Source organism: Paraburkholderia sp. BL9I2N2 (assembly GCF_004339745.1).
In the GTDB taxonomy this organism is placed as follows: Bacteria; Pseudomonadota; Gammaproteobacteria; order Burkholderiales; family Burkholderiaceae; genus Paraburkholderia.
The window spans coordinates 235,509-252,623 of sequence record NZ_SMGP01000002.1; the positions used below are offsets into that span (position 1 = coordinate 235,509).

Below are 17,115 nucleotides of genomic sequence, written 5' to 3' on the forward strand. Positions count from 1 at the left end.
GTTTCCGGCGACGTTTCGCGAGCGAGCGTCAGCCGGCTGAGCCCGAAAGTGCTCGTCTCGAAATCGAGCGACTGCGCGAGCGTACAGGGATTGAACCTGTGCCCCCTGCCGTGTGAGAGCGGCCTCGGGCCCAGTGTGGCCCGTTTGCGGACGTTGGCGCCGCCTTTCACACGGACATTCGAACGTCTGCTCCGCCTTGGCAAAGACTTCCTCACATGAACAACATCATAACGGCGCGAGAAGCGACGTCGCCAAAACAAGAGATACGACGATCGGGCTTGATGCGCGTTTCCAGATAAGGCGGTGACACAATTATTGCGATCTATGGACGCCGGCTGCGGCATGTCGTTAGCTGAGATGCAGGGCGCTCACCGCACTGAAGCCGCCAGAGAGGGCGGCCACAATACACGTGGCCTCGATGATCAGCATCACTAGGACGAGTTCGGCCATTAGAGGCGTCAGGTGCCACCAGCGTTTCGCTGATTGTTTAAGACGCATTGTTCGACTGCCCCCGATATCGGGGTAAGCCGCCCGCGCCCGCTCCTTCCCGGGTTTGACGTGGCCTTCCTTAAGCGGCTCAAAGAAGAGGCTGACACTACACCACGCCGCAAAGGCAGCCATGCCCCAGAGGACAACCCCGATAGCGATCTTCTCCGGTGTCGGCTGCCCGTGGAGTCCGCCGTGCACAAAAACCGCGCCGATGAACACGAGCAAAGCCTGCGGGGTGATATTCCTGAGGAAATCGAGGTAGTGCTTGCGCCCTTCCTTGCACAAATACATGTGTGCCTCCTTGATGCACATGAAAATGAATGCGGCAACGTCCGCGAACCTGGCGCTCGCAGCAACCGCGCTGCCAATCGTAGATGGCCACGACATTGGTTATCGGTAAAGAAGGGCTTATCTAAAGAGCGCCCGGAAGATATTTTTGTCGTCGTCGTCGTCGTCGTCGGGGCGCGGTCGGATGCCCGATCGCCGGCGGGAGCCAGCGCCTGACGACTGCCCCATGCGAATCACGGGAGCGGTTTTAGTAGTCGCGAGGGCTAGCGATTTGTGGGTGAGTCGTCGCCCCAAGCGCTAAATGGCGAGTTCGTCGGAATTGCTCGGACACGGGGCGAGCATCTGTCATCCGGCCAGTACGAGGTTCACGCTGGGTTAGTGCCGCGGACCGCCGTGAGGCAGTGACCGGACAATTTGAGACATTCGACACGTGTTCGAGGATGGTCGACAATCCGATCTAGAGCGTAGACGGAAGGCGCAGTCGAGGCACCCAGAGGTATCGCACCTGAGTGGGAATCTTGAGCGTCAGCTTTCCCAATATCCTGAATTTCGAAATCGGATATGGAATGGTAAATTGGTGACGATCGAGATGGATTCAAAAGGTGTTAAAAGACAATAAAGGATATGGAAAATGAATGAATTGGCTCTGCATTTTTTTTACAAAAAGGGGCATATCCTCAGAAATTGACACTAACGAATATATTCTAGAAGCGGCGAAGACAATTGAGCTGACGCACGACATCGTCACAAATTTGGTTAGAAATAATATCGATCGCCTTCAATATGAACCTGTTTGGTCGATACTTCACGACATGTACTTAAAGTGTCACGAATTTACAAGTGGGTCTTTGACGTCATTTCTCGTCGCGCACATTTCGTCTGCCGAGGCTTTGTGCCGAACCGCTATCGAATCAGCGGTCAACCTCCAATATGCCAGCTACGGCGACGATGTTGGAAATGTTATCGCCTATTTTCGATTGTATCTCGCAACAGAGCGCGATCAAAATAAATCGTGGCTAAAAAGCGTGGAAAAATCAAATGGCCCGAATGAAGAGAAAGAATATCACAGAGATTGCATTAGAAAAAAATATGAGAATCTTGATGTGTGTGAGAATGCACTTAGAGAATCGTTTTCAATTATGGGAATCGACTTCGATAGCCGGCGCGGATCTTGGCCGAGTATATTTGACAGATTTTGCAAAATAAATAAAGAAATTGATTATAGAACAATCTATGCCGCGTTGTGCTCGCAAGCGCACAACGACCCGGAAGACATATTGAATAATTTAATGTCTAGAATCATTCAGATAGATGGAATTGAGGAGAATGGTTACGCGCAGGCTGTTGAGATCGAGCAGTATTTTTTCTCGCTAAACATGGTGTTGACGGCCATCAGCTTTTACGTTGAGGCGACGGCTATGTATCTGGCAAAATACAATATTCCGGTTTCAAAAAATATAATACCGATACTAATCAAAACCAAAGATTTGATTATTGATCTACAGACTAATTCTAAGAGCAGGATTGCGAATCCGGTCCGATTAGCCATACAAGCATCTTTGACGAAGGAGTGAAGATTACGCGATTGAGACCACCCTAAAATGGATTAGGCAGACGCAACCGAATCGGATTGAATACCGCGCCACACCTGACGGTGGCCGCGAGAAAACTGACAATTGCCCAATGCTTGTGTCTCTCCGCTTTGGGTCGCGTGCAGCCAATCTCAGCCTTGCAAGTTTACGGACTGCGTATGCTCATTGCATGAGGCGGCAGTCGGTGGCGGATTCAACCGGTCGATGCAACACCTAGAATCTGCGTGAGCAGCGGAGGTGTTGCAAATGAAACAGCGACCGAGAATTCATTACTCCGAGACTCAGAAAGCGCTGATGTGGGACCGATGGCGCAAGGGCGACACGATTCATCAGATTGCCAAACTGTTCGATCGAGGCCATTCTTCGATTCAGCGGATACTATCGGAGACCGGCGGAATCCAGCCGCCGCAAAGGCACCGCGCGCCACAGGCATTGACGCTGGCAGAGCGCGAGGAGATTTCCCGTTCTCTGGTGTCGGGATTATCGATCCGGTCGATAGCGGCCAGGCTGGGACGCGCTCCTTCCACTATAAGTCGCGAGTTGCAACGCAACGGGGGCAGCCAAGGCTATCGGGCAAGCCAGGCGGACGCGATTGCCTGGGAGCGGGCACGTCGGCCGAAGGTCTGCAAATTGGTGCAAAACCAGACGCTGGCACGAGTTGTCGCTGCGAAGCTGAAGCTGCAGTGGTCCCCTGAGCAGATTGCTGGTTGGCTCAGACATGCGTACGCGGTCAACAAGGACTATCTGGTGTCGCACGAGACAATCTATCGGAGCCTCTATATTCAAGCTCGTGGCGCCCTGAAAAAGGAATTGCTCGAGCACTTGCGACGCTCCCGAACCATGCGCCGATCCCGTCATCACACACTGAAAACCGAGGACCGCACGAACATTCGCGACGCCGTGTCGATCAGTGAACGTCCCGCTACGGCGGAGGATCGGGCAATACCCGGGCACTGGGAAGGTGACTTGATTTATGGCAATGCTACCAGCCAGATTGCGACTCTCGTCGAACGTCAAAGTCGATTCGTGATGCTGGTGAAAGTAGCCAGCAAGAATTCTGAGGCTGTGGTTGACGCTCTGATACGACACGTCAGCAAGTTACCCAGGGAACTATATAAATCGCTGACCTGGGATAGGGGCTCGGAAATGGCCGACCACAACCGCTTTACCGTCGCTACAGACATTGAGGTCTATTTCTGCGATCCTCAACACCCTTGGCAACGCGGTTCGAACGAAAACACAAATGGGCTTCTGAGGCAATATTTTCCTAAGGGTACCGATCTCTCCGTCTACTCGCAGGCCAGACTGGATGCCGTAGCAAGGCGGCTCAACGAACGTCCCCGAAAAACACTAGACTTCGACACCCCGGCTGAACGATTTAACCAAATCGTTGCATCGACCGGTTGAATCCGCCGTCGACTTCTGACCGACAGGGCCGATCAACGGCCCACCACGCCGGCCGCTCTGTGCCGGACCGGGTTCGGTCATCAACGGACGTTCGCCAATGCGCCTTGATAATCGTAAGTTTGCCGTCGCCAATGTATCATTAGGGCTGTTTTTCTATACTGCTAGCGACCGACAATTTTTACGTTTTGCACCAAGACTAGATTAGGAATATCGGGCGCGTACTCACGCCGAGGTTTTCTGACAAAACGGATAACCATAAAAAATTATGCAACCTACAGTAACTGTTATTCCTATTGCCGTAATTTCTGCTATCGCACTATTTTTCACAAAAGAAATACTTGAGGGAGTGCGACGCTATCGCGGAGAGCAACGAAAAATAAAAGCAATTAAAATGCTTATTTCCCGTGAGTGCGAATTAAATCTCTGGACCATAAAATCTATTAAATATATTGTCGAAACGATTCGAGACGAAGCAGAGCTCGGCGCCGAGTTCGAATTCATTTTCCCCAGAAGTGGAAAGACTTTATTTCGTGTAAAACGGAAGAATGACGATACTAAAAGCGGATCATCATTGACTGAGACGCATAGGGAACTTATGGATCGATATCTATTAGACGCGGCGACATTAGACAAAAAACTCTATGCTGCGCTGCAGTCAGCTTATGCCGCAGTTGCTGAGCTAGAGCATGTCCGCCAAAGCTTGATTTATTTTGTTGAACCAGAAGATAATCAGGATGAGATGCATTTGTTTGGTTTTGTTGATTACGCATTAGGTACACTTCAGGAAGTTTCTGACGGACTTGCCGTGCTCTATAAGGAATGTACTGGGGATAATTTGACGAAACATCGATTGCGGTAATAATCGCATCGAATACCCTAGCACTGCGAGACATGTTTCCTAGTGGTAGATGCTCACTGTTTCACCCGATTGAAGACACTGCTTGTAAATTACGTCGTTTTGATTTCGAACCAACTTGGCACTGGCGACGTACAGCCGACTATCTCTTTTATTATTTCATCAACTTCAGCATCGCTCTCTCCCTCCTGGCGTATGAATCGCTTGCGCAATTCGCGTTCCAAGATAGCCGACGCCTGCTTAACGATAACGTGCAATCGCCTTCCCACCTCTAATATGAAAGACCCCTCTAACACAAGCTTTCGATCGCTGAATCTCCGCAACGATGATACTTTGGCGGCGTCCTCCCGAGTAATGGTGCCGCCAGTATGTACGATAGAATGCCGAAGTTGCCACATTAACTCCAGTTCCGCTATGACGGAATTTGAATATATATTGATTTTCGGAAAAATAATTTGAAAATATTGATTCACTCTAGATGGATTGTGCCAAGATACCAGTGAGTCTGCGACTATTTGACCGGGTTCACGAGGTTCTCCACGTGCAGCAAGTATCCGATAGAGCGTGATGTTACATCCTTCTTTTTCGAGTCGCTTTGCCAACTCGAGATCGTCAAAGCCATCCATAAAATCATTCGAATCCACTAGCTCTGAAAACTGCTGTTTTTGAAATACTTCAAAATTGCTCATCAGCATCGCGAACGCTGCCATCACAAACACGCGAAGCGATTCAGACGATTTATCGATCATCGCTTTATCGCCACTGTTCTCAAGAGCGCGCTCACAGTGGGTTACCGAGTCACATATTTCTACGACGCTGCGCAAGAACACCGTTGCTGTCGAGGGTGCATTCGTTATATATGTCCGCGGGCTTGCCGCGTCTTTATGAAAATATGACGTAAGACTCTCGGAAAACATAGACATCCTTCTAAGTAACATTGATTAATAACGTGTATCGCAATATTTAACGAACTGAAGCGGCAGTATATCAACGTTGTGCAGTAACGGAATGATTCGCCTCACTCAAGTGAATACCCCGAATTGTTTTCCGCGACCGTCCGCTAACAAGAAAGTTGAGCGTCTCTTTAGGGGCGGTCCCGGCCCTTCGCTAACTGAGGGAGGGGAGCCTCTCCGCCGGACACCTGCGCCTTTCGAACGCCGCTGTCGAAAACCTGGACTGAAAGCATGCGTCAAGCGCTACGACTGGCCGCCCACGCTCTTTTACCTCGACCCCGCCGCAATTTGAGCCGGAAGGCTACGGCGTGCCGTTTGCCGAATGGAATGGGGACATTTGCGCGGCCATGATGCGGAGCCAGCGAGCGGCGCCTCATGCGCCGACTGCCGACTTTTCAACATGTTGCTTGGTCGCTCAAAGACTAGATTCAGTGCTTTCGCAGACAGCATTTGCCAAAGCAAGAAATTGGCGCAGCATGGTCAGATCTCTTAGCCACGAAATAGCCGAGAGCCGCGGCGGAAGCTGCTTCTCTCCCGAAAGGGGTGTGAAATGTCCTACTGTCCCTTCTTCCAGACGCTGCATGACGAAACACAACCAGTGGGGCATTTTGGCCGGGGAACCCACTATTCGGTTCTGCGGGCTCCGGTCTGGCACGATGAAGCGATCAATCGGCTTGAGCGGTGCGCGTTCCTCGACTTCGCCATCATCTGGGATGAGGATCATGACGATCGGGTGGTCGATGTAATCATGGTCCTTTACATCAGTGGCCTGCTTGCGCCGGTACGGTATATCGGCGAGAGGAAAGGCACGCTCTCAGTACTGTTGGCCCCTGATGTTGCTCGGAACTGGAACCTAGGCACACTGGAGCAGTATCGCGACGATATCAACGACATCTGCCAGTGCTTGGAAGACCCATGGTCGGCAAAAGTCGACAGCGTTGACGTCCACGAACATTCGATCATCCACGGTTCAGCCGAGAACGTCGCTACGTATCTCAGAAACATCGACATTTTGTGGGAGCTGGGTGTGAAACCGAAAAGCCGCCCATAGGTCGGCAGCAAGGGGGATGAGAACGCAACACTGAGTCGGGTAAAACCACGTTTACCGGTCTCACACTGTTGCGTCCTCGGGTAGCCACGGACGCAACAAATAGCAGCGTCACGGTCACGCAACAGGAATTTCCAGAAAAGTGGGCAACTTGTGGATAACTCGGCCGCCTTACCCGTTGAGAGATAAGAAAAAACTGAAAAACTACACCAACGCAACATGTCACCATAGGTGCCAAGAATCAACCATTTAACTGTCAGGGCTTTTTAGAAATGTCCGGTTCTGGCTCATTAGAAATGTCCGGTTCCCGGCTCCGGGCTGGCTGCGGTGGCGCATGCTGCGGCATCACAGCCAGCCCGGAGCCAGACCATGAAAGTGCATTAACAGAAACCGTTATAGAAACTCGACAGAAATCGTTTAGAAATGCGGTCACCGTCCTTTCTATATGGCTTACGTCAAAAAAAGTACGCCCGGATGCTCTTCGGGCATTTCTGAGTGAATTACGTTAAGTCTCCCAAGCCGCCGTGACCGTTGGGCCTCCGTGGTTGCTCCACATCCCTACTGATGTGACGCGAGAAATGGACCATACTGATGTCACCATTAATGCGAGGGCCTTCCAATGCGTATCACCGTGACCATTGACGACGCCCTTTACAAAAAGGCGCTGGAACTGGCCGACCCCGACATGGACAAGTCGGACATTTTTCGCGAAGCCATTAAGACCTTCGTGCGGGTGCAGGCCGGCAAACGCCTCGCGGGTCTGGGCGGCTTGGCGCCAGATATGCCGGATGTCGCGCGGCGGCGCTCGGAGACGGGATCGCAATGAGCGTGCTCGTTGACACGTCGGTATGGGTTGACCACTTCCGTGGTGGCAATTGCGCGTTGGTTGACCTGATCTGAACGGGTTATGTCGTAAAAAGTAACCCCCCAAACCGACATGCGGAGTTTTTGAACGATTGATGTGATTGAATCGTTCACCACTTACAAATAAAGTCATGGTATCCGCCGGTCAGAAAATGTCTTTCCACAGACGCTCGGTACGGCACGATCTGCCAGATCAACACTCCGACCGGTTGACCATCGCTCAGTGCAAAGTCACGAGACGGCGCCATCTGGTCAATGAAACGATATAGAAGACGATCGAAAGCCGTCTGCTTTTCTGCACGCTGGAACACAGGTCTCAGCAGCCCCCGCACTAACGCCAACAGTTCATGGTTCTGCGTAACCCAGCGCTCAAGTCCATCCATGCGAGCGCAGATTGCCGGGGCTTGATCGAGTAGATCCAGATGTAGATCGAGATCAGGCTCTGCTCCTGCCAGATATTGACTACAGGACTTGCAACAAAACGGCTTGGCACGGCAATTCAAATGCTCAGACAGCGGAGCAGTAGCATGCCCACAATAACAACATTCAGACCTCAGAGGGACATCGTGCAACGGGCAGGACCGTAACGCTCTGAATTGATGCCAGACGCTGTGGTAGGCGCATTCGAGACAAATGGGACAGTACCGCATGTGAGTGTCAAATAGCAATTCTCTCGAAGGAAGCCTCTGGAGTCTGAGTTCGATTGTCTCTGGGCATCTCCAGCCCGTGACACGTTTAAACTGTGCCCAGTCGATGGCCTGTCCGCTAGCGCCAAAATGCTCGCTCACTTCTCGCTCATCGAGGGTGTTGCGCCAACAGAATCTCCAAAAGACCGTTAGTGACGACTCATGTGGTAAGGGGCCGAGGTCCCCTCCCGCCCAGCGCGTCCACCGCTTGTTTTCCTCTGAGGACATCAGTTGGAGTTCATTCATCGTTAGCTCGTGCATCAAAGCAATTGCCTCTGACGTTCATAGCGCGGCCACGTTGGCCACATCAATCGGCCGCTGGCCGAACTAGGACATTTTATCGATGCGTTAGCCTATTCGGTCCAGTGAATTGTAGACGTGTCGCATCGGCAAGACGAGTGGCAACGCTGTTTCTGATAGAAGCACATGTTCGAAGTTTCGTACGCGTTTCCATGGACTCCGACTTGGTTCCTCTCTGCATTTCTCAACGGTTTGCGTTAGCGCTCGGCGCTCGGAAGAGTCGCTCTGCATTTCTAAATAATTTACGTAAAAATGTGTAGAGCGAATGCCTCTTGAGGCATCCGACATTCGAAGGAATCTCATGCGTTGAGAGAAAAAACACATGGGGGAAGTAATGGAAGCCTTGCGCAGCAAGGTTCGCCGGGGCGCAAATTTATTAACAGTTTCCGTTAATGCACTATGAACGGACGTGGATTCATCACGATCAGCATGCACGAGCTCGAGCGCGTGAAGATCATCGAGGCGGTCGTCCAGCATCGCCAGACGATCGTACTGGCGGCTGAACGGCTGCAGCTGTGTGAGCGTCAGGTCAGCCGGCTGGTACGGCGCTACGAGGCTGCAGGACCGGCCGGGCTCGTGTCGGCGCGGCGTGGGCAGCCCAGCAACCGCGAACTGCCGGTGGATGTCCGTGCGCGTGCGATGGCGCTGGTGCGTGAGCGCTATGCCGATTTCGGGCCGACGCTGGCGTGCGAGAAGCTGGCTGAATGTCATGGCGTGGTGCTGGCGAAGGAAACCGTGCGGCGCTGGATGCGCGAGGCCGGGCTGTGGATTCCCCGCAAACAGCGGCCACCGAAGCTTCACCAGCCGAGAAACCGTCGGGCGTGTCTGGGCGAACTGGTGCAGATCGACGGCAGCGATTACCGCTGGTTCGAGGACCGCGCGCCGGCCTGCACGCTGCTGGTATTCATCGACGATGCAACGGGCCGGCTGATGGCACTGCACTTTACGGCAACCGAGTCGACCTTCAGTTACTTCGAGGCGATGCGCGCGTACCTTGAACAGCATGGCAAGCCGGTTGCGCTGTACAGCGACAAGGCCAGCGTGTTTCATTGCAACAGCCATTCGGTGACGCCGGGCAAGGGCGTCACGCAGTTTGGCCGCGCGCTGTACGAGCTGAATGTGGATACGTTCTGCGCCAATAGCAGCCAGGCCAAGGGGCGCGTCGAACGCGCCAATCTGACGCTGCAGGATCGTCTCGTGAAGGAACTGCGGCTACGCGAAATCAGCACGAAGGAGGCGGCCAATGCTTACGCGCCCCACTTCATCGCTGACTTTAACGGCCGGTTTGGCAAGATGCCGCGGAGCACATTCGATGCGCACCGGCCGCTGCGTGCCGACGACGACCTTGAGCTGATCCTGACGTGTCGCGTGCCACGGCGCGTGTCGAAGGTACTGACGGTGCAGTACGACCGGGTGATCTATCTGCTGGAGGATACGGTGGCGAACCGCAGCCTGATTCATCGTTATCTGGATGTGTTCGAGTATCCGGATGGGCGCATCGAGATTCGGGTGAATGGCGCTGCCCTGCCCTGTGTACCGTATGACCGGCTCTCGGAGATCGATCAGGCTGCTGTGGTCGATAACAAGCGGCTGGGACACACGTTGCAGATGGCGCAGGTCATTCAGGCGCAGCGCGATGACCGGCGGGCATCCGGATCACCATCGAGGACCAATCAAGGTGAAGCGCCGCGGCCAAAGGAGCGCAAGGTCGGCACCCGCAAGCAGCGCGAGCTGACCCGGGAACAGTTGAATGAAGCGATTCTGGGAACTGCCAGAATGCGGGTTGGCTCGGTGCTTAAAAGCCCTCTAACATAGAGATTTCGGAACCTCAAAACCGGACATTTCTAAAAAGTCCAAACCCGGACATTTCAGAATGGCCTCGACATGAACTGTAGCGGCTTCATGTAAATGTCGTGTTCTAGCCAGATAGAAATGTCGTGTTTCGGACCTCGGTATGCTTGCCGGTTCCTCGTGGGACTGCGGAGCCGGCGATGCATGCAACTGCACTGGTGACACTGAACATGCGCGAACTCAATCGTTTGAAAGTGATTCAGGCGATTGTGAAGTTGGGTCTCAAGCCACTCAGGCCCATCTCCCAACACATGCCCCCATTCCTCAATGCTTCCCATACGTCGCCAGATACTCCGCCAGCCCCGTCCACTGCGGCGAGCTCAGCAATTGCGGATGATCTCTTGCCACCTGAAGCGCGACATTATGAAAACCCTGCGTCGTATCCGACACGCCCGCTTGCACGACTCCATTGAATGCAATCGCGGCGGCATGTATCGGCGCGCCCGTGAACGCTGGCGCAGGTTGAGCCACAGGCTGACCATTAAGAGCACTTGCCAGCCGGTCAAGTTGCGCATTGCGAGTAGTGACAGCATCGGAATACTTCTTCTGCGCGTCGAACTTCTCCGCAAGCATCTGAAGCACCGCAGTATGGTCGAGTCTCCCGGAGAAGACGCTCCCCGGAGTGACAAACGGCGACACCAGAAAAGCCGGCACCCGCAGCCCACTAGTCTTGAACGAAAACCCCGCGATATCGACCGCAATGTCCAACGGCGCCACATGATCGAAGAACCCGCCGTGCTCGTCATACGTCACGATCAGCAGCGTCTCTTTCCACCTGGCCGGATTCGAAATCAAGGTCCGGTAAATATCGGCGATGAACGCTTGCCCACCAGCCATCCCCGTTGGGCAGTGATCGTCGTTGGCGGTGTTGTGAGGGCCGTCCGTATATTCCGGTTCGATGAAAATCACTTTCGGGAGAATGCCGTTGCCCTGCCAGTCATGGGCAAACCTCGAATACCGCCGGAAGTTTCCGCCGGCGTCGTTGAGCGGCAAGGTCAAGGACAGCAGGATCTCCGGAAGCCATTCCTTCATCATGCTGAAGAACGGAAAGAAGCTCCCTGACTGATAGACACACCAAGGTATGCCGCGCTGGCGCAGCCAATCATAGACAAGTGGCTGATCCGGCAGAAAGCTCAGCCCTTGCACGTTATCGTTGATCAGGCTAGTCCCCGCCATCGCCATCAGACGATTCGCCTGAGTCCCTGACGGCAACGGAGCAAACCAGTTGTCGCACACGGTGAAGTGTTTCGCGAGAAAGTCGAAAGTGGGTACAGTGCGAGCGTCGTAATAACCCATCACGTCGGCCAGATTCGACGGTGCCGGCTTGCGGGTTGCATAGCTTTGCACGAATCCACCGAGTTCCGGGCATCCTCCCGGCACACACGGAGTGTCGATCTGCGTGGCGATCGGGCCGCGGTCGTGAGGCGGGTCCGATATGGCGGGTCCATTCGGACTCAATGCATGAATGGGATATTGCTTGCCGTTGTATACGTTGATGAAGTTCGCCTGCCACGCCGGATCCGCGGAAAGGCCGTTAACCTGGCTGCCGTTCAAGCTTAAATAACCGAGTGTGTGATCGAAGGAACGGTTTTCCATCATGGCGATCACGACGGTGTCAATCTGGTCCAGAGCAGTCATCAAAGCTCCTTGAGCACCTGGCATTCAGCGTAAACCGACTCAGTATCGGAAAAGGTAGACGAAAACCATTGTTTTCGCGTCTCAGGTAATTCCCTGAGGTCATGACACGAAGTGCCTGATGTGATCGACTTCCCTCCCCTCTGGTGTTCAGCAGAGCGATGGGAACGACGCCCGGCCGATATCTCGCGGCGAAGGCGCAAGAGTCGCGCGCTGCGCTTGCGTGGCCTTCAAAAGCGACTTGAGCGAGATGATCGTCGATCAGCTCGCTCAACTTGATGGCACACAGCGCGAACCCACAGCGCGAACCTTCAGGCTCTTTCAAGGCGTGCAGTTCGAGCCTAGTTTCACCTTGCGCTTGTCCAGTTGCAGACGATTGCCGCTCAGTTTGACCTTGCCGGAAAACGAAGCGCTCTTCCACTGGATCTTGCAGGTCGCTGAATCGATCGCGTAAACCACCTGCTCGCTGCCGGAATACGTGGAGACGACAAGCTGCTTGCCGTTCGTATAAAGCGGCCGCTCGACGATGCTGACGTTAGGATCCACGGAGCACGATACCCCGCCCGCACGGCTCAGCGTGACCGGACCGAGCCAGGCCGTCGGACTATCCGTGCCGTCGCTCTGACCCAGATCGATCGACAGATCGCCGACGCTGACCTTGCCCGTGCCGGGATTCACTTCGCTGTAGTGACACGATTGCGCGAGGGCAACCGGACCCGCGATCAACAGACCGGCAACGGTCACGACCGCACGCGTGATAAGACTCTGCTTCATGGTTTGATGGCGTAATACTGGACATTCGCGAGATCCGCATGCGTCCAGGAAAAGTTAATGGCGGTGTTTTTCCGTCCGACGCCGCCATATCGGCCCCAATACGCAAGCGGATAAGGTTTCGATTGACCCGGCATGATAATCACGACATGGCCGTGATGCGTCGCCTTCAATCCGGCAACCACCAGATAGCCGAGTCCGGCATAAGCGACGGCCTTATCGGCATCCGAACCGAGTTGAGTCCACGGTGCGCGGCCAATGGCGTCGATAATGCTGTTCGCATCACCCGTCAGCGTAATATCGAGGTCTGCGGCGACGGCCTTCAGGAAGCCGCTGCAATCGGCTTTCCATTGCGTCCAGTGGTTCTCACACAGGGTTTTGATACTTTTTACGCCAGCCATTATCGTTATCCGTTTCGCATGTGATGTTGTCGGTTTTTCTCCGGTCGCAAAAAGCCGCGCCGTAAGCGTTCGGATTATAACGAGGCTTACAGAAATGTAAATAAATGAATGGTGTGGCGTGCTGCGAATTAAAAAATCATGCATCCATGCTGAATGCAATCGCAATCGTTTTCCGCCCCATGTCTTTCTCCGCGATAATCGCGCATTCCGCCCGGCCCGCCGCCGATCAAATAGACGCCTCGCTTCATTTAACAAATCGACGCAATAAAATCCAACGCCCTGCTCGCTTCAGCCGCATTCGCATTGAGCATCGCCAGCACTGCTGCGTTTGCCAGCTGCGGCATCGGCGGAACCAGGAAACGCGTGCCGCCGGTCCTCTAAATCGACCGATATCTCGCTCGCCGTGCGCACCGCCTCTTGTTATAATTCTTTCACCAAATCGAACAAAACATAACGCCCTCCCACACTGCGCGACAGGAGCCTCCATGCTGAAACCCGACCGCCTCCGCGCCCTTGCCGATGCGCTGGCCAGGCAAAACGTGATGCGCCTGCGCGACGCCGCCGGCCTGCTGGGCGTTTCGGAAATGACTGTCCGGCGCGACATTGCCGGCAGTCCCGAGCGATTCACGTATCTCGGCGGCTATATCGTCAGCGCGACCGACGTACCGAATAACGCCGGCTATTCACTCGAAGAAGAGAAAGACCACTTCGCGCAGGCCAAAGCCGAGGCGTCGGCGATCGCGGCGGGACTTATCGGCAACAACGAAACGCTGTTCATCGACTGCGGCACGACCCTCACTACGCTGGCCCGGCTGATTCCGGTCGAGCGGCATGTCACGGTGGTGTGCTATTCGCTGAACGTCGCGGAAATTTTGCGGCGCAAGCCCAATGTGCGGATGATTCTGCTGGGCGGCGTCTATGTACCTTCGTCAGATTCGTTCGCAGGTGAAGAAAGTCTGGAGATGCTGCGCCGCATGGGCATCAACAAGGCATTCATTTCCGCCGGCGGCGTGGACGCGGCGCGCGGTGTGACGTGCTGGAATTTTCACGAGGTCGCCCTCAAGCAGGCGGCTATGGCGAGCGCAGTCGAGCGGCATCTGGTGGTGGATCAGAGCAAGTTCGGCGTCGTCAAAGCGGTGCGTTTCTCGCAAGTCGACGACTTCGATTCCATCATCACCGAGAAAGGCCAGGAACTCCGCAAGCGCCGGTAAGCGCGTATGCGTGCCTCTGCATCGCGGCGTTAGCAATGCAAAGGCCGCAACTCTTCTAGTTCTTACGCTGCAACGCGAACAGCGTCCCGGCGATCAGAATAAACGCGCCGATAATCACCTTCTGCCAGGTGCTCGGCACGCCCACCAGAATCAGCACGCTATTGATCAGCGTGACCAGCACCACGCCGAGCAACGTGCCGGCTACCGTGCCCGTGCCACCCGTAATGCGCGCGCCGCCCAGAATCACCGCCGCGATCACATCGAGTTCCGAGCCCACCAGATCGAACGGATTCGCAAGCCGGTTGTTCGACACATGCAGAATGCCCGCGATGCCGGCGAGCATGCCGGTATAGCCGAACACGAACAGATGGATCGCGCGCAGGTTGTAGCCGAGCCGCTCGGCAATCGCGAGGCTGCCGCCCATCGCATAGACGCCGCGTCCCATCATCGTGCGATTCAGGAGCCACCAAGTGACCACCGCGGCCGCCACCAGCGCTATCACCGACACCGGCAACACGGCGCGCAAGCCATCAGCCGTGTGATAGAAAAACAGCGGAATGCGGCCGAAATGATCCATGCTGTGCGGAATGTTCATAAAGAACGTCGTGCCGATGAACGTCAGCAACAGCCCGCGATACAGATACTGCGTGCCGATCGTGACGATCAGCGAAGGCGCTTTTAGCCGATGCACCAGCACCCCGTTGACAACGCCAAGCACGATGCCGCCGAGCGCGCCCGTAATCAGGATCAGCGCAAACGGCGCGTCCGGCCACCACGCGAACACGGCCTTGGTGATGCCGTACATCGTCAGCGCGGCAATGGCGGTGAACGACACGTCGATCCCGCCGGACGCCAGCACCACCAGCGTGCCTAACGCGAACAGCGACATCGTGGTCGCCGAATGCAACAGGTCGAACAGCGTCGCCAACTGGAAGAAACGCGGATTGATCGCACCGACAATCAGGCACGTCACCGCGATCAATGCCAGGGTGAACCATTCGGGATTGCGCGCGAGCTTGGCCCGCAAGCTCGGCGGCTTGACCTCGGGGGCGACTTCGACGACGGTCGGGGTGGTCATGGTCTGGTTCAGGCGCGAATCGAGGCGCGAGTTCATGAGTAGAGACGTCCTTTATGCGGCTTCCGAAAGCAGCGCGTGATACAGATCGGCTTCGCTCAGCGTGTCGGCCTGGTATTCGCTGGCGACACGCCCTTTCTTCATCATCAGGATGCGGTCGCAGTTCTGCAGCAGTTCCGGCAAGTCGTCGCTGATCAGGATGATGCCGATGCCGCGTTGCGACAGGCGCTGCATGATGCGGTAAATGATGTCCTTCGAGCCGACGTCGACACCGACTGTCGGTCCATGCAGGATCAGCACGCGCGGGTCGATGGCGAGCCAGCGGCCGATCAGCACGCGCTGCTGGTTGCCGCCCGACAGCGATTGCACGGGTTTGTCGACACCCGGCGTGGCGATCTGCAGATCCTTCACCGTCTGTTCCGCGAGCGCCTGCGCGCGAGTGCGGTCGATCTGCCCGAAGCGGTCACGCAGGCTGGAGATCATCGCGGTGATCACGTTGTCGCGGATCGGTTTGTCGAGAAAGAGCCCTTCGTTCAGGCGGTCTTCCGGCACATAGCCGATGCGATGCTCCTTGGCGTCCGAGGGCGTGCGCAGCGAGACGGCCTTGCCGTCGAGCATCACGTGCCCGGATTGCGCCGGCGCGACGCCCGCGAGCGCGCGTGCAAGTTCATTGCGCCCCGAGTCGAGCAGACCCGTAATGCCGAGAATCTCGCCGCCGTGCAGCGCGAACGACACATCGCTGAATTGGCCGGCGCGCGTATAACCGCGTACATCGAGCACGACGTTGGGCTCGCAGGCGCCTTCACGATAACGCTCGTTAGACAGATGACGCCCCGTCATCAACTCGCTGATCTGCGCCTTGGTGAATTGCGCGATCGGTCCTTGCGCCATTTTTTGGCCGTCGCGCAGCACGATGACTTCGCCGCCGATCGCATAGCACTCGTCGAGCTTGTGGCTCACGAACAGCACGGTGACGCCCTGCGCGCGTAAATTAGCGAGCACGGCGATCAGATTGTCGACTTCCTTCTGCGTGAGCGACGTGGTGGGCTCGTCCATGATGACGAACTTCGCCTCGCTGGCGATCGCGCGGGCAATCGCCACGAGCTGCCGCGTGGCGAGCGGCAATTGTTCGATCAGCGTTGCCTGAAACTCGGCGTTGCCGGGCAGCCCGACCGCTTCGAGCGCGCGCGCCGCCGTGCGTGCCAGCTCGCGCCGGTCGAAGGTGCGGGCCAGCTTGCCCGCGTGCGTGGCCAACTCGGACGTGAGCGCGACGTTTTCCGCCACATTCATATTGGGCAGCAACGAGAGATCCTGATAAACGGTCTCGATACCGGCCGCGAGCGATTCGAGCGCGGAGAGCCGCGCATGCCGCACGCCTTCGATTACGAGTTCGCCTTCGTCGGGTGGCTGTGCACCGGAAATGATCTTGATAAGCGTGCTCTTGCCGCAACCGTTTTCGCCGAGCAGGTGATAGATCTGGCCGCGCTCGAACGACAGGCTAACGCCGCGTAACGCATGCACGCCGGTGAAGCGCTTGTGCACGCCGACCACCTCCAGGAATGGCTGCGAAACGTCGGACTGCGGTGACTTCGGTGAGGTTGCGTCTTGATTCATTGTGGCGAGTCGCAGGTTGGGGCGTCCCCTTTCGGGGACGCCGTGACACATGAAACAAAAGTCAAAGCCGCCAG

Annotated in this window: 15 protein-coding genes; 7 read left to right on the forward strand and 8 right to left on the reverse strand. The window is 55.6% G+C overall.

All coding sequences use genetic code 11. The features are described from left to right. Positions 1 to 348: 348 nt before the first annotated feature. A complete protein-coding gene (locus B0G74_RS23025) occupies positions 349 to 780 on the reverse strand; it encodes a hypothetical protein (RefSeq protein ID WP_132377189.1) in 432 nt (143 codons plus the stop codon). Positions 781 to 1,412: 632 nt separating this feature from the next. Between B0G74_RS23025 and B0G74_RS23030 the strand changes: the two genes are divergently transcribed. The 3 genes from B0G74_RS23030 (at position 1,413) to B0G74_RS23040 (ending at position 4,635) form a co-directional block, all read left to right on the forward strand. After that, a complete protein-coding gene (locus tag B0G74_RS23030; protein ID WP_132377190.1) occupies positions 1,413 to 2,351 on the forward strand; it encodes a DUF5677 domain-containing protein in 939 nt (312 codons plus the stop codon). Positions 2,352 to 2,615: 264 nt separating this feature from the next. Beyond that, positions 2,616 to 3,776, forward strand: a complete 1,161-nt coding sequence (locus tag B0G74_RS23035) for an IS30 family transposase (protein WP_132377191.1) — start codon at positions 2,616 to 2,618, stop codon at positions 3,774 to 3,776. Positions 3,777 to 4,041: 265 nt separating this feature from the next. Next, positions 4,042 to 4,635, forward strand: coding sequence for a hypothetical protein (locus B0G74_RS23040; protein WP_132377192.1), 594 nt, complete (start codon positions 4,042 to 4,044; stop codon positions 4,633 to 4,635). Positions 4,636 to 4,724: 89 nt separating this feature from the next. On the opposite strand, the gene B0G74_RS23045 is transcribed toward B0G74_RS23040, so the two are convergent. Continuing rightward, entirely contained in the window at positions 4,725 to 5,381 is a 657-nt protein-coding gene (locus B0G74_RS23045) for a hypothetical protein (protein WP_132377193.1), read from the reverse strand. 754 nt (positions 5,382 to 6,135) lie between these two features. Between B0G74_RS23045 and B0G74_RS23050 the strand changes: the two genes are divergently transcribed. Next, positions 6,136 to 6,636 (forward strand): hypothetical protein, encoded by a 501-nt coding sequence (locus tag B0G74_RS23050; protein ID WP_132377194.1) that lies wholly within the window; start codon positions 6,136 to 6,138, stop codon positions 6,634 to 6,636. A 616-nt stretch (positions 6,637 to 7,252) separates the two neighbouring features. Beyond that, positions 7,253 to 7,459 carry a type II toxin-antitoxin system VapB family antitoxin gene (locus B0G74_RS23055; RefSeq protein WP_132377195.1) on the forward strand — a complete coding sequence of 69 codons (207 nt, stop codon included), beginning with the start codon at positions 7,253 to 7,255 and terminating at the stop codon, positions 7,457 to 7,459. Between the two features lie 148 nt (positions 7,460 to 7,607). On the opposite strand, the gene B0G74_RS23065 is transcribed toward B0G74_RS23055, so the two are convergent. Then, positions 7,608 to 7,880, reverse strand: coding sequence for a hypothetical protein (locus B0G74_RS23065; RefSeq protein WP_132377196.1), 273 nt, complete (start codon positions 7,878 to 7,880; stop codon positions 7,608 to 7,610). 1,002 nt (positions 7,881 to 8,882) lie between these two features. Here B0G74_RS23065 and B0G74_RS23070 point away from each other — a divergent pair. Next, the gene (locus B0G74_RS23070; protein ID WP_132377197.1) at positions 8,883 to 10,298 is read left to right on the forward strand and encodes an ISNCY family transposase; all 1,416 of its coding nucleotides are present in this window, start codon (positions 8,883 to 8,885) and stop codon (positions 10,296 to 10,298) included. 300 nt (positions 10,299 to 10,598) lie between these two features. Here B0G74_RS23070 and B0G74_RS23075 read toward each other — a convergent pair whose 3' ends face one another. The 3 genes from B0G74_RS23075 to B0G74_RS23085 all read right to left on the reverse strand — a co-directional run bounded on the left by B0G74_RS23075 (position 10,599) and on the right by B0G74_RS23085 (position 13,141). Further along, positions 10,599 to 11,996: an alkaline phosphatase family protein gene (locus B0G74_RS23075; RefSeq protein WP_243658287.1), complete on the reverse strand. Its 1,398-nt coding sequence runs from the start codon at positions 11,994 to 11,996 to the stop codon at positions 10,599 to 10,601. A gap of 294 nt (positions 11,997 to 12,290) precedes the next feature. After that, positions 12,291 to 12,743, reverse strand: a complete 453-nt coding sequence (locus tag B0G74_RS23080; RefSeq protein ID WP_132377198.1) for a hypothetical protein — start codon at positions 12,741 to 12,743, stop codon at positions 12,291 to 12,293. Beyond that, positions 12,740 to 13,141 carry a hypothetical protein gene (locus tag B0G74_RS23085; RefSeq protein ID WP_207915694.1) on the reverse strand — a complete coding sequence of 134 codons (402 nt, stop codon included), beginning with the start codon at positions 13,139 to 13,141 and terminating at the stop codon, positions 12,740 to 12,742. Before B0G74_RS23085 ends, B0G74_RS23080 begins: the two co-directional genes overlap by 4 nt. Positions 13,142 to 13,626: 485 nt before the next feature. Between B0G74_RS23085 and B0G74_RS23090 the strand changes: the two genes are divergently transcribed. After that, positions 13,627 to 14,352 (forward strand): DeoR/GlpR family DNA-binding transcription regulator, encoded by a 726-nt coding sequence (locus B0G74_RS23090; protein ID WP_132377199.1) that lies wholly within the window; start codon positions 13,627 to 13,629, stop codon positions 14,350 to 14,352. Positions 14,353 to 14,407: 55 nt separating this feature from the next. On the opposite strand, the gene B0G74_RS23095 is transcribed toward B0G74_RS23090, so the two are convergent. Then, entirely contained in the window at positions 14,408 to 15,466 is a 1,059-nt protein-coding gene (locus B0G74_RS23095; RefSeq protein WP_132377200.1) for an ABC transporter permease, read from the reverse strand. A 15-nt stretch (positions 15,467 to 15,481) separates the two neighbouring features. Further along, complete coding sequence (locus B0G74_RS23100; RefSeq protein ID WP_132377201.1) at positions 15,482 to 17,041, reverse strand: sugar ABC transporter ATP-binding protein; 1,560 nt, start codon at positions 17,039 to 17,041, stop codon at positions 15,482 to 15,484. Between the last annotated feature and the right edge of the window lie 74 nt (positions 17,042 to 17,115).

What these genes read in the sequence shown, in the direction of transcription:
- B0G74_RS23025 (WP_132377189.1), bottom strand. Translation starts at nt 780, where the DNA reads ATGTATTTGTGCAAGGAAGGGCGCAAGCACTACCTCGATTTCCTCAGG.
- B0G74_RS23030 (WP_132377190.1), top strand. Translation starts at nt 1,413, where the DNA reads ATGAATTGGCTCTGCATTTTTTTTACAAAAAGGGGCATATCCTCAGAA.
- B0G74_RS23035 (WP_132377191.1), top strand. Translation starts at nt 2,616, where the DNA reads ATGAAACAGCGACCGAGAATTCATTACTCCGAGACTCAGAAAGCGCTG.
- B0G74_RS23040 (WP_132377192.1), top strand. Translation starts at nt 4,042, where the DNA reads ATGCAACCTACAGTAACTGTTATTCCTATTGCCGTAATTTCTGCTATC.
- B0G74_RS23045 (WP_132377193.1), bottom strand. Translation starts at nt 5,381, where the DNA reads ATGATCGATAAATCGTCTGAATCGCTTCGCGTGTTTGTGATGGCAGCG.
- B0G74_RS23050 (WP_132377194.1), top strand. Translation starts at nt 6,136, where the DNA reads ATGTCCTACTGTCCCTTCTTCCAGACGCTGCATGACGAAACACAACCA.
- B0G74_RS23055 (WP_132377195.1), top strand. Translation starts at nt 7,253, where the DNA reads ATGCGTATCACCGTGACCATTGACGACGCCCTTTACAAAAAGGCGCTG.
- B0G74_RS23065 (WP_132377196.1), bottom strand. Translation starts at nt 7,880, where the DNA reads ATGGATGGACTTGAGCGCTGGGTTACGCAGAACCATGAACTGTTGGCG.
- B0G74_RS23070 (WP_132377197.1), top strand. Translation starts at nt 8,883, where the DNA reads ATGAACGGACGTGGATTCATCACGATCAGCATGCACGAGCTCGAGCGC.
- B0G74_RS23075 (WP_243658287.1), bottom strand. Translation starts at nt 11,996, where the DNA reads ATGCCAGGTGCTCAAGGAGCTTTGATGACTGCTCTGGACCAGATTGAC.
- B0G74_RS23080 (WP_132377198.1), bottom strand. Translation starts at nt 12,743, where the DNA reads ATGAAGCAGAGTCTTATCACGCGTGCGGTCGTGACCGTTGCCGGTCTG.
- B0G74_RS23085 (WP_207915694.1), bottom strand. Translation starts at nt 13,141, where the DNA reads ATGGCTGGCGTAAAAAGTATCAAAACCCTGTGTGAGAACCACTGGACG.
- B0G74_RS23090 (WP_132377199.1), top strand. Translation starts at nt 13,627, where the DNA reads ATGCTGAAACCCGACCGCCTCCGCGCCCTTGCCGATGCGCTGGCCAGG.
- B0G74_RS23095 (WP_132377200.1), bottom strand. Translation starts at nt 15,466, where the DNA reads ATGAACTCGCGCCTCGATTCGCGCCTGAACCAGACCATGACCACCCCG.
- B0G74_RS23100 (WP_132377201.1), bottom strand. Translation starts at nt 17,041, where the DNA reads ATGAATCAAGACGCAACCTCACCGAAGTCACCGCAGTCCGACGTTTCG.